7 protein-coding genes and 3 pseudogenes are annotated in these 12,383 nt (G+C 62.3%); 4 read left to right on the forward strand and 6 right to left on the reverse strand.

All coding sequences use genetic code 11. The annotated features are described in order from the left end of the window. A partial coding sequence (locus JCM21793_RS20455) for a GumC family protein (protein ID WP_244439912.1) occupies positions 1-1,888 on the reverse strand: 1,888 nt, incomplete at its 3' end. Between the two features lie 356 nt (positions 1,889-2,244). Between JCM21793_RS20455 and JCM21793_RS20460 the strand changes: the two genes are divergently transcribed. Continuing rightward, entirely contained in the window at positions 2,245-3,465 is a 1,221-nt protein-coding gene (locus tag JCM21793_RS20460; protein WP_370671666.1) for a lipopolysaccharide biosynthesis protein, read from the forward strand. A gap of 205 nt (positions 3,466-3,670) precedes the next feature. Here JCM21793_RS20460 and JCM21793_RS27350 read toward each other — a convergent pair whose 3' ends face one another. From JCM21793_RS27350 to JCM21793_RS27355, 3 genes and pseudogenes are all read right to left on the reverse strand, one after another. Continuing rightward, complete coding sequence (locus JCM21793_RS27350; protein WP_306306788.1) at positions 3,671-4,444, reverse strand: DUF6492 family protein; 774 nt, start codon at positions 4,442-4,444, stop codon at positions 3,671-3,673. Positions 4,445-4,446: 2 nt separating this feature from the next. Further along, positions 4,447-5,229, reverse strand: coding sequence for a WecB/TagA/CpsF family glycosyltransferase (locus tag JCM21793_RS20470; protein WP_025031557.1), 783 nt, complete (start codon positions 5,227-5,229; stop codon positions 4,447-4,449). After that, positions 5,226-6,399, reverse strand: a pseudogene (locus tag JCM21793_RS27355) (glycosyltransferase). The gene JCM21793_RS20470 and the pseudogene JCM21793_RS27355 overlap by 4 nt, the downstream one beginning before the upstream one ends. A 182-nt stretch (positions 6,400-6,581) precedes the next feature. Between JCM21793_RS27355 and JCM21793_RS20480 the strand changes: the two are divergent. Then, complete coding sequence (locus JCM21793_RS20480) at positions 6,582-7,580, forward strand: glycosyltransferase family 2 protein (protein ID WP_025031558.1); 999 nt, start codon at positions 6,582-6,584, stop codon at positions 7,578-7,580. 83 nt (positions 7,581-7,663) lie between these two features. Continuing rightward, positions 7,664-8,922 (forward strand): annotated as a pseudogene (locus JCM21793_RS27360) (Hsp70 family protein). Between the two features lie 48 nt (positions 8,923-8,970). On the opposite strand, the gene cml reads toward JCM21793_RS27360, so the two are convergent. Then, on the reverse strand, positions 8,971-10,161 hold the full coding sequence (gene cml / locus JCM21793_RS20490) for a CmlA/FloR family chloramphenicol efflux MFS transporter (RefSeq protein ID WP_025031559.1): 1,191 nt from the start codon (positions 10,159-10,161) through the stop codon (positions 8,971-8,973). A 291-nt stretch (positions 10,162-10,452) separates the two neighbouring features. Between cml and proC the strand changes: the two are divergent. Further along, a pseudogene (gene proC, locus JCM21793_RS27365) lies at positions 10,453-11,258 on the forward strand (pyrroline-5-carboxylate reductase). 37 nt (positions 11,259-11,295) lie between these two features. Here proC and JCM21793_RS29545 read toward each other — a convergent pair. Beyond that, positions 11,296-12,383: NAD(P)H-dependent oxidoreductase (locus JCM21793_RS29545; protein ID WP_025031560.1), on the reverse strand; the 1,088-nt coding region annotated here is incomplete at its 5' end.

The following is a 12,383-nucleotide window of genomic DNA, read 5'->3' on the forward strand; positions in this document are numbered from 1 at the left end:
CGTCGGCGCGCCGGCTGCCGTCGCCGCCTTCATTCTCACCTGCGTAACCGGCAGCCTGCCGCTCCGCCATGTTTTCGCGCAGGCTGCGGATCGCTCCGCCGACAGCGCCAAGGCCCACACCAGCCATGAAACCCAGAATCATGCCCGCCATCGCTATTGAAGAACGCGACGGACCCGTGGGATCGAGCGGCGGTACGGCCTGGGAAATCACACTCACATTGGCAGTGTTAAAGCGCTCCTGCTGCCCGGTCTCGCGCGCCCTCAGGAGCAGCGCTTCATAAACCGAGCGTTTCGCATTCGCTTCGCGCTCCAGTTCACGAAGCGTGACGCGCTCCGACTCCAGATTCCCTTTCTGCACCTTGAGCCGCGCAAGCTGGCCGGAGAGATCCTGTTCAAGTTGTACCGCCCGCTGCAGCTCTACCTGGTTGGAGGCCACGACACGGCGCAGTTCGCGTGCGATCTCGTCGCGCGCACCGACCAGTTCCGCGTCAACGGCCTGACGGTCGGGATGGCGCGGGCCGAACCGCACCGCCAGCCTGCCGGCCTGCTGCTTCAGGCTCGCATATTGTGCGAGCAGTTCTGTCATCACCGGTGAGGCAACCTGCTCCGGCAGAGCGCCGCCAAGAACCGTTTCAACGTCCAGCGACCGTGCGGCGGCAGCGCGCGCATTCAGTTCCGACGTCCGCGCCCGCGCTGCCGAAAGCTGGTCGTTGAGACGCAGGATTTCCTCATCGGTGATCAGGCGTCCCTGCGCGTCGACAATGTCGTTCTTGGCCTTGAAGTCGGCAACGGCGCGCTCGGCCTGCTCCACCTCATCGCGCAATGACTGCAGCTGATCCGTGATTTCACGGTTGGCCCGGCCTGCCGTGGCAGACTGGAGCTCGCCATAAGTCGAGAGAAACACATCCCGCGTGGTCGTCGCGATCAGTGCGGATTTGTCGGCACTCTTGGTGGTTGCGCCTATGGTGATGATGAAGGTTTTCGCGTTGCGTCCCACATCAAGCGCTTCGGCCAGGTTTTCGACGGCAATCGTGTGCCGTGCCGAGCCGCCATCATCATCGCCACTGCTGATCAGTGCGGAAATGAGCGCCCGCGGGCTGAGCAGCAGACCGAGAACACTTCCTCCGCCCGTGCCGTTAAACTCCGGGTCTCCGGCCAGGTCGAGCTCATCCACCACTCTGGCCAGAACATTGCCGGAGGTGATGACCGCGACCTGATTCTCGATCAGGGCGAGCGTCGCATCGGAAGGCAGTCCACCGCGCGTCAGATCGCGCTCGACGATCTGCAGATCACGCGGATCGAACAGGAGCTGCGTGGCAGCATAATACATTTTCGGCGTCGAAAGCGCGATCATAACGCCGATCACCGCACCGATGATCGTCGTCAGGACGATCAGCCATCTGGCGCGCAAAATCCCGCCGATCACCTGAACGGGGTCGATCAGCGGTCGCCACACCTGCTCGTCGGAGGCGTGCCTTTGCGTCTGGTTCGCATGGCGACGCTGCAGTGCGCGGCCAGAACTCTCGTCTTCGGATACCGTGCGACCACGCGGTTCCCGGGTCTCGGCGACACGTTCGGCTTCGCGCAGCGCCCGGACCGGCTGCCCCCTCTGCGGACGGCTCTCGACCTCCGGCAAAGGGAAAAACCGATCAAGCAGACGCTGGCGGAGGGATGGTGTTTCCGCCTGTCGTTTTTCTGCCGACTCAGTGCGCGACCGGGGCTTCTCGCGGGGCTGTCCGCTGGGTTTCGCCACGTTCCGGCCCGTCTCGGCGCGGCGCAGATAGGCGTCCGCCGAAGCGGCCCGCTCCAGCCTCGTTTCCTTTGCGTCATGTGACTGCTGCGACCGCTCAGGCAGCGCCGGGCCATCGCGTCCCTTCCGCGCCTGCACCTGTTCCTGTCCAGCCTCCGGCCCAGGCTCCTGCATCGACAGCAGAGAACGTGCGCGCCCGCCACTCCGAGGCCTTCTCTTGCTTGGATTTTCGGCGTCGAACATCGCGCGTGTAGCTTTCACTCATGAACGTGAAGCGGGCGCATAAGCCCGCGATTATGTTAACTCAAGCTAAAGAGGCACGGGTAACAAAGGGTTAACGACCGGCATTGCGCCACGTGTTTTTCGCCGCTGCGTCAGGTCATGGAACAGCGCATTAAGTTTTGTCGGATAATGTCTCCGTAATCGCATATCGAAACCAGGCAATCCAGGGTCCTCTCATTTCGCTCCGCGACATCATAACCAGCCAGCGTCAGGTGCTGCGCGACTATCTTGCGGCGATCAGCGGCTCAGCCGGCCGGCTGGTCTTTTCGCTCATTTATTTCGTGATCCTGGCAAACAGCCTGACGATTGCCGATTTCGGCCTGTTCGCCACCGCATCTGCCGCCGGTGTGATGGTCGGGCGCATTCTCGCGCTCGGCTTTACCGCCACGCTCTATCGCATAGCCACCGTCAAGCGCCGGCTCCTTGGAACCTACGCTGCCGGCTTCCTGCTGCTGGCGTTTGCATCGCTGCCGCTCATAGCGCTCGCCAGCGCGGTTCTGTATCTGGTTTTCTTCGCTGGCGATATGCGCGTATTGCCCTTTGCGCTAGTCATCGCTTCCGAGGCGATCGCCTGGCGGCTCACGGAAACCGTGATCGTTGTCAACAACGGTCTCAACCGTTTCGGCCGTGCCGCGACGATCCTCATCGTCAGCATTGCAATCCGCGCGCTAGCGGCCTTTCTCTTCACATTTCACGCGAGTCAAGACCTCTTAAGCTGGACCGTGTTCTACCTCGCAGCCAACAGCGCCGCGCTTGTGTTCTCGCTTGTGTTCTACCGTCCCCGGCAGCGACTGCGCATCCGACCGGCACTCTACGGGCGCCGCCTGCCCGACGCGCTTTATGTCGCCGCGGCGGAAGTGCTATTCTATCTGCAGATGGAGTTCGACAAGCTGCTGGTCCTCGCGCTCGGCAACCCGACACTCGCCGGCATCTACGCCATCATCATGCGGCTGGTCGATCTCACCGCGATCCCGATCCGGTCGTTCTCCATGCTGCTCGTTCAGCGCATGATGCGGACGCCGGAAATGCTGAACCGCTGGAGCCTGCGTCTCGGCATCGAGGGCGCGATCTTCGCCATCTCGACACTCGCGCTTGCGGCTCTTGCGATCATCCTCGTCTTCTACCCGACCCTGCTCGGCAGCAATGTGGCGCAGGCCGCTCCACTGGTCATCCTGGCGCTCGCCGTTCCCGGTCTGCGCAACCTGACCGAATACCAGGCCGATCTGCTCTTCGCCCGCGGCCAGACCCTCATTCGCGCGATCAACCTCGCTGTGCTCGCCACTGCCAAGGCCGCACTGCTCTCGCTGGTTCTAAAATCGTTTCATGAGACCAGCGACATCGTCCTGTCGATGAACGTGGTATTCGCGGTGCTCTACCTGGCGTCGGTGGTGTTGACCTACCGCGCGCTCGCAAGGCCCGCCAGGCGGGTCTGATCCGCTCATAGCATCGGGCCGAAAAGTGGAATCCGGTTCCGGATTGTTCCGTTGCCCCATCAATAATCTGGATCGTCCTTTGCGCGTCCGCATGGACGCACGGCGATCTAGCCAATCATGCGGCGGAGCGGTGCGAGATCGGTTTCGATGAATGACTGAATGCCGATCGCCACCTGGTAAGGCTGCATCCTGGCGACGACGTCCTCTACACCGACGGCATCGAGCTCACTGCCGAACCAGAGAACATGACACAGCGCGCGGTCATCGTGGAAATGCCCCTCGCCCGCAAGCACCTCATCCACGTAACGGCCATAGAGAATGCACTCGGAGAACCGGCGGTCTGCAGCCACCGCCTGATCCACGGCGTGCCATTCACCTTTTCGACATGCCGCAGCATGCGGACAACCGTGTCACGACGCCATGAGATCAGTGTCGTGATGTAATCGTGCTCGGTTTCCTGGCCTGCCGGCAGGCCTAGCGCACGCGCGGCATTCGCCGACCAGTCGCGATGGCCGAGATCGACCAGCGAGTTCATTCCCCCGTCGCGGCGATAAAGCCGCACCTGCCCGTCCCGCCAGAAGGCACTGCAATCGAAAGGCTTCAGGAACACGACGTCGGAATCGCAATAAACCAGGGTCTCTTCCTGGGCCTTCTCGGCAAAGGCAATCCGCCGCAATTGCTGCACATGCCAGCCGCGCAGGGGCGCAAGCCGCGTGCTCAGCCATACATGACGCCGGAAAAAGACGGTGGGATCGCGCACCGCATGGAGCCAGGAGGGCAGGAGATCGCGCTCGTCCACCACCACGCGCCGGTCCGTCTCCAGTGTGCGAAAGCGCTCGACATCGTGTCCGGCCACCAGGAGGTAATGCCGATTATGGCCTGTCACAAAGCGGTCCATCGTCTCGCAAAGAAGCCGGCAACGATCAAAGTCGCCTGCATAGCTGGGCGTGACGATCGCCGTGCTGTGCTCACCGGTCATGGCTACACCCTGCCCCGCCTGCCCAGAAACTTCTGCCGAAGCACCCGCAGGAGGAAGACGGGATTGCCAACCACATAGCGCCGCCACAGTCGGCGTGGCTCCAGCCCCAGACGGAACAGCCATTCCAGCCGCAGACGCCGCACCCAGAGGGGCGCGCGCGGCACTGCACCGCTCAGGAAATCAAGCAACGCCCCTACGGCAATCGGCACCGTGCAGTGTTCGGGGCCGATATGATCGGCGATCCACAGTTCCTGGCGCGGTACGCCCATGGCGACGAGCAGCACGTGAGGCTTCAACGCCCTGAGCTGCTCGAGAATCGCTTCCTCGTCCCGCGCCCCGAAATAGCCATCGTGCAGAAAGACGAATTCATGCTGCGGTGCCTGCTCGGACAGTTTTTCGGCAGCCGCAAGAGCGTTCTCGCGCCGCGCACCGAGCAGGGCGACCGTGAGCTTCTCCTTCTGTTGGCGGAAGAATTGCGGCACGAAGTCCGTCCCGTTCAGATTGTCGGGAAACGGCTCGCCGTAGAGCATCCGCGAGGCGATGTCGACGCCGATACCGTCTGCGAGCACCAGAAACCCCGGCAGGGCCTCACGAAAACGCGCATCGGCGACAGCCACATTGGCATTGTGCGCGTTGAGAAACGTGACGGGCATAAACCGGCGGGCGGCGATGTTTTCAGCCAGCAGGGCCATCGCGCCATCACGGCTGATGACCGAAACGTCCGTCCCCAGGACGTCGCGCCGCGGATGGGCCGCATGCGCACATTTTGGTGCAGCAACGTTCATGCGGCTTTATCCCGCCGGTTGAAACCAGCCTGATCAAGCCCATGAAGAATGGCCGTGTCTAGCGCTTTGCGCTGCGCCATGTGGAAGGCACGCCCGTCAAGATCGACGGGTTTCTTTGCCGCTCGCACCAGCGCTTCGGCGAAGGCGCGCGGATCATCGGCCACGATGCAGTTCTCCGGCTTGTGAGAAATACCGCGCAGCGCGCTCTGCGTCGCAACGCTCGGCAGGCCGAGTTCGAATGTTTCAATGGTCTTTAGCTGCACCCCCGTGCCGGCGCGGCTTATGAGCGGGACCACCCTGCCGCTGCGCACGAATTCGACCGCATCCGGCACACGCCCGACGAAAGTCACGCGCCCGTGCCTTTGCGCGAGATCTGCCGGCGCATCGCCCGCCACCGCGATGCGGAAGCCTCGGGGAGATGCGGAACCACCTCTTCCAGAAACCAGTCGAGGCCGATCCGGTTCGGCGCCCAGCTCCATGTGCCGATGAGCGCCGCGTCATGGGTCGTCTGGCGCTCACCCGGCCCGGAAACGGCGGGTGCGTGCGCCACAAGCGGCAGAACCGCCGAGCGCCTGTCGTCGTCCACGCCCAGAAGCCGCCGGTCGTCTTCAGAGAGCGTATAGACAAAACGCGCCTGCGCACAAAGATCCGCTTCCAGCGCCTTCAAAAGACGCGCCTCGCGGCGAAACATGAAGCGCCCCACCAGCCGCGCGCGGCATCAGCACTCTGCAGGGCGGAAAAATGTTCCACATTGTGCGCCACATAGATGCACGGCAGGTCGGCAAAGACCCGACGAAACGCACCGGCGAACTGCACGGAATTGAAGATCACGCCATCAACCCGCCCGAACCCTTCCAGCGCCCTGCGCACATCTCCCGGCGAGGCCCGCAGCATCTTGGCGGACGAAAACGTCATGCCCCGCATCATTGCTCTGGCAAGCCAGCCGAGCTTTGTCAGCCCGCTGGCGGCTTCGGTGCGCGGCTCAAGCTCTCCAAGAACCACCGTGCCATCGGCGATTTTCCGTTCCTCGCGCCCCTTCCATGCAAATCCCATAACGGACATCCGGCAGCCGGCCCGCGTGAGCGCGTCGAGAACGGCCGCGTTGGCGATCTCGTAGCCACTTTTCGGCGTTCCGTCGGGAACCATGGATGTCGCAAAAATCAGATGCATGCACTTTTCCTGTTTGGGTTGTTTTTTCAAACAGCGATGAACTCTTGATTAAGGAGACGTGGCCATCGTCCACTTTTCGCGGGCATAGCACCATCTGCCCCCCCGCAAAAACCAGCCGTATTTAACGCCGCCTTAATCGCCAGCGCTGCTTATGAGGAGCGCAAAAGGGGTTTGGCGGGATCGTGACGGAAAACAACGCGGAAAAATCGGTTTCAGTGGTCGCGCGCACGCCATCGCTTGCCGCGCAGGCCATTGCATGCGTTGTAACGGTTCCAACGTTCAAGCGGCCGGAGCAACTGTTGAACACGTTGCACTCGCTTGCCTCCCAGGCGACCGAGCGCCCTTTTGCCGTCATCGTTATGGAGAATGAGGCCGAGGAGCGCGCCGGAGCCAACGCCGCAGCACCGCTTTTTGCCGATGGAACCTTCAACGGACTCGTGATCATCGCCCACAAGCGGGGCAATTGCTGCGCCTATAATGCCGGCTGGGAAACGGCGCTCAAGGAATTCCCCAATTTCCGGTATCTCGCCGTCATCGACGATGACGAACTGGCTTCCCCGCACTGGCTGGAAAATCTCTGTTCCACCGCCGAGCGCTTCGAGGCCGATATCGTCGGCGGGCCACAGGTGCCCGTCTTCGCAAAGCCCGCGCATGAACGCTGGGCGACGCACCCGGTCTTTGCCCCGCCCTATGCTGAGACGGGCACGGTTCCGGCACTTTTCTCATCTGGCAATCTCCTTCTGTCGCGGCGGGTTCTGGAGGCCATGCCGCGCCCCTTTCTCGATCTTCAGTTCAATTTCATGGGCGGGGGCGATTCGGATTTTCTAAGCCGTGCCAGTCAGAAAGGCTTCCGCCTCGCCTGGTCGGCTGAGGCAGAAACACAGGAAATCGTGCCAGAGCGACGCGTCGAGCGGGACTGGATTCGCGCCCGGGCGCTGCGCAATGGCGTCATCTCCACGCTTGTCGAGAAAAAGAAGCGGGCGGATGAAGGCTTTGGCCGGTTGCGAGTCTTTGCCAAAAGCCTCGCATTGCTGGCACTCTCCCCGCTGCGTGGTGCCGTCAGGCTTGCAAAGACCGGCTCCGCCTCCACCGCCATGTATCCAGTCTATGTGGGGCTCGGCCGCGTCATGGCCGAATTTGGCTATGCCAACGAGCAATACCGCGAACCGGAAAAGAATTAACCCCGCAGACGGTCGACTTCCCGCCGCCGATTGTGTATCGCTCGCCTCCCCCAATCGATCCACATTCCGGCAAGGATAGTCCCATGCGAGCGCTCAGCGGCGGCATCGACTTCGGCACGTCGAATTCCACAGTCGGTTTCATGGAGGACGGCGAACCCCGCCTCGTCGCGCTCGAAGCGGACGAGGTCACCATGCCGAGCGCCGTGTTCTTCAGTTTCGAGGATGACCGCACCTATTTCGGGCGCGGCGCCGTCAGCCGCTATACGGAGAATGTGGAGGGCCGCCTCCTGCGGGCGCTCAAGAGCGTTCTGGGCTCATCGCTCATCCATGAAAAAACGCGAATTAAAGCCCATTCCATCGCGTTTTCCGACATTATCGGTTCGTTTCTGCATTTCCTGAAAGACAATCTGGAAAACCATCTCGGAGGTCCGGTCGACAACATCGTGCTTGGGCGGCCGGTGCAATTCGTCGACGACAATCCGGAAGCCGACAGGCGCGCGCAGGACGAACTGGAAAAGGCCGCGCAACGCCGCGGCTTTGCCCATATCGAGTTCCAGTTCGAGCCGATTGCAGCCGCCCTCGATTATGAGCAGCAGGTTGACCGCGAAGAACTCGCCCTCATCGTCGATATCGGCGGCGGTACGTCCGATTTTTCCATTGTCCGCGTTTCCTCCGACCGTGCGAAACAGGCGGACCGCAAGGACGATATTCTCGCAAACCATGGTGTGCATATCGGCGGCACGGATTTCGACCGGCTTTTGAGCCTCGCCCGCCTGATGCCCGAATTCGGCTATCGCACGCAGACGAAAGACGGCAAGCGCTTTCTGCCGGCTGGCTATTTCAACGATCTGGCCACCTGGCAGCGCATCCACATGCTCTATACCAATCGCGCCATGACCGATCTGAAGCAGATCCGCTATGAGGCTGCTCAACCCGAGCTTGTCGAGCGATGATCGACGTGGTCGCCAACCGGCAGGGCCATGCGGCGGTCGGCGCGGTGGAGCGGGCAAAGATTGCGCTCACGGACGAAACCGAAAGCGCCATCAAGCTTCAGCTTACTGACGAGACGCTCGACCTGCCGGTCACCCGCGACCAGTTGAACGACGCCATCTCCGCCACAGTGGACCGCGTTCAAAATGCCGTTTCCGAAACACTCGCCCTTGCTGGCATCGCGCCCGAACAGATCACCGCCCTCTTCCTCACAGGCGGTTCCTCGGCCATCCCGCTCCTGCGCGAGAATGTCCTGCGCATGCTGCCCGCGGCGACCGTCGTCGAAGGCGATATGTTCGGCTCCGTCGGACGCGGGCTGGCGCTGGACGCAGGCCGCAGGTTCGGCACTTGAACTGATTGGCATGCGGGCCGGTGGACCGGCCCGCATGTCTTTTCCGGTTCAGCTCCACCTTCGCAACCGCATCAGCGCAAGAAGCGTAACCACAGCCATGACGGTTACATAGGCAACCAGCGGCATGGCGGTGGCGCCATCAAGCGAAACGACGAAAGCCGTGCCGACAAGGCCGACGATCAGGCTTTGAATGCAGAAGTGGAGAGCCACTGCCGTTCCTGCCATATCGCCAAAATCCTCCAGAGCACCGTTGGCAGTGACCGACGTGGTGAAGACGATCCCGACCGCCATGAGCCACATGGGCAAGATGAATGACAGGAACGATGGCGGCAGGAACAACGCGCCTGCAAGGAGCAGAAACGCACCCAGCAACATCGTGGCCATGCCGCGCATGACACTGCCGGCGATACCCCAGCGTTCTACGAAACGCGCGGCGAAGCGTGCCGTTGCCATCATTATGAAAGCGACGGTCGCAAAGGCGAGACTGAAGCCGAACTCGGAATAGCCTGCCTTCTCGATCAATACGCGCGGAGCAGTGGAGAAGAACACGAAGAATGTGCCCATCGCCGTTCCGAAAGCGAGCGTATAGGCCCAGAACGGCAAGCTGCGAAGCATCGGGGCGAACGAGACCCCGCGCATCCCCTCATGGCGCGGCCGTGTTTCGTGCCATCCGGCGAGCGACCACACAAGCATCACAACTGCGGGTGCAGCAAGCCCCACGAAGATCGCGCGCCAACCGAGGTTTTCGGCGATCAGCGCACCGACAATCGGGCCGAACGCCGGTACGCAGGCGAGCATCGCGTTCAGAAGGCTGTAAACCACGGCACTTTGAGGTCGTCCGGCATAGACGTCCCGAACGGTCGCGAAGAGCGCCACAAGCATCGCTGAAGCACCTGCGGCCTGTGCAACCCGAAGCGCCAGAAACAGACCCGCTGTCGATGTCGCCGCAAGCGCAAGTGACGTGCCCGCAAAAAGGAGAGCTCCACCCAAAAGGACCGGCCTCCGGCCCCAGCGATCCGACAGGGGACCGAACACAACCTGGCCCACGCCAAGCATGATCATATAAAGCGTGAGGGTCAGCTGGATCGTGGCCGGTGTGGTGCCGAGAATTGCCGGCATTGCCGGAACGACTGGCAGGTAGATATCCATGCCGAGCGAGGCAAGAATGTTGAAAGGTGCCAGCAGCGCGAGCGCCACCGGCAGGCTGTAACTCCACAGCCGCGGATTTCGATTTGGCATGACAAAGCATCCGTCAAATGGAAGGCATTTGGCGGCGCCTGCAGTTCATAGAGATTTTCAAGGGAACCCGGACAGGCAGCCGCAACAACAGAAAAGTCGCTGCGGCTTATTTGCGTGCTTTCTTGGCGCTCATGCTTCGGCCCCGTGTCCGGTGGTTGATCGAGTTCGATAACGCGCTTTAGCAAACCCTCCCTCGGCCCGCAAACGGGAATTTCCCTGCGCAGACCTCTCAGCCGTTGCATTCCCTGTCTTCACGCGGCATTCCTTTGCGATCATCAAGGGAGAAGTTTCATGGGCAAATCGGTCATCCTCGTCGGCTGCGGCAATATGGGTTATGCCATGCTGAAGGCTGGATCGCCGCGGGCAAGCTGGCCTCGAAGGACGCAACCGTGGTGGAGCCGAATGAGGGCCTGCGCGCACGCGCTGCGGCCTTGGGTGTAACCGTTGCCGAAAGCGTTGACGAGCTTGACGCAGGTGCCGACATGATCGTGTTCGCCGTCAAGCCGCAGGTCATCCGCGATGTCGCCCCAGCCTATGCCCGCTTTGCCGACAAAGCCACCTTCGTCAGCGTTCTTGCCGGCACTGGCACGGCCACGTTCGAGGAAATTCTTGGCCGCCATGCCGCCATTATGCGCTGCATGCCTAACACGCCAGCCGCCATCGGCAAGGGCATGATGGTGCTCTTCTCCAACCGCAATGTGACCGGTGAGGCAAAAGCCTTCGCCGAGGAGCTGCTGGCCACCAGCGGCGCGGTCACCACCATCGACAATGAAGAGCTGATGGACGCCGTGACCGCCGTTTCCGGTTCCGGCCCGGCTTACATCTTCCACTTCATCGAATGCCTGACGGCTGCCGGTGAGAAGGCCGGCCTGCCTGCGGAAACCGCGAAGCTGCTTGCGATGCAGACGGTCTATGGTGCTGCATCGCTTGCAAAGGAAAGCGATGAAGAACCCGGCAAGCTGCGTGAACAGGTGACGAGCCCCAACGGCACCACCGCCGCCGCGCTCTCCGTCTTCATGGATGAAAACCGGCTTCTGGATCTGGTCAGCGACGCGGTGGATGCGGCCAAGAAGCGCTCAATCGAACTGGGGAAGTAGAGGATCGGCGCAGGCTCTGGCACTCGCCCCACGCCCATCACCCTTCGCCGAACACCATCGCATCCTGCCGCGCCCTGAGCGCCACCAGCCGCGAAGCCGCGTCGGGCGCGACATTCGCATGCGTCAGAAGCGCGCCCTTCTTCACCGGGGCCGTCACCGTGCCGCCCTCAAGGAGCCCGCATGGCACGGCCTTCGCCGTGCGCGCTTCTTCCGCCGTCATGATCCACGAGCGGTAGGAATATTCGCCGATGGCGTCGAGCCGGTCGCCCGGGTTCAGATCCTTCTTCGCCACCGCACAGACTTCCGCAACCGGCCTGTCGAGCGGCACCATGTCTGCCTTGCCATAGAGCACGGCGCGGGCGCAAGTGAGCGGCACTTCCAGCGAAGTCAGATGATAGGGCCGGAAGAAAGTGTAGTACGGCCCCTCCCCGAGCTTCAGATCGTTCATGCGCTCGCGCAGGCGCGGGTGGTCCATCTCCGCCACCACGAACACGCCCGGCGCGACACCCTTGCCGACCGTGAAGTCGACACAGCCCTTTTTCGAGAGCACGCCGCCATCGGCAATCGGGCAGAGAACGCTTGAAAGCTCCTCGCGGCTTGCCGCCGGGCCATGCATGCCCGGCCTGTCCGGCACGAGGCCCGTGGCATTGGCGATGGCCGCCATTTCCACCATCGTCTTGGAGCCGTCGACAAACTCGACCAGCATGCGCACATTCATGTTGCGCCGTTCCGCCTCCTCGGCGTAGTCGTCCGGTACGGCATCCACATTGAGCGGATTGTTCTTGCCCTTGCCGGCGGCAACGATGTCGTGCCCCATGGCCGAGACGAACTCTATCAGCTCCATGCAGGAAGACGGCTCGTCGCCCGCGCCCAGCGAATAGGTCACGCCCAGCCGCGCCGCCTCACGCTTCAGATAAGCGCCGATGGTCACATCCGCCTCGACATTCATCATGACAAGATGCTTACCCGCCTCCATGGCAGAAAGCCCGATCTCCGCGCCCACCGCAGGCTTGCCCGTCGCGTCGATGACCACGTCCACCAGATCGTTCTGCGCCACCATCAGAGAATCGCCGCAAAGCGCGGTCTTTCCGGCGCGGATCGCATCGCTGATCGCCGCCCGCCGTC

It is taken from the genome of Nitratireductor aquibiodomus NL21 = JCM 21793 (genome assembly GCF_000615975.1).
In the GTDB taxonomy this organism is placed as follows: Bacteria; Pseudomonadota; Alphaproteobacteria; order Rhizobiales; family Rhizobiaceae; genus Nitratireductor; species Nitratireductor aquibiodomus.

Coding starts and splice junctions, on each gene's coding strand:
- JCM21793_RS27350 (WP_306306788.1), bottom strand. CDS start 4,444: ATGACCGGTGAGCACAGCACGGCGATCGTCACGCCCAGCTATGCAGGC.
- JCM21793_RS20470 (WP_025031557.1), bottom strand. CDS start 5,229: ATGAACGTTGCTGCACCAAAATGTGCGCATGCGGCCCATCCGCGGCGC.
- cml (WP_025031559.1), bottom strand. CDS start 10,161: ATGCCAAATCGAAATCCGCGGCTGTGGAGTTACAGCCTGCCGGTGGCG.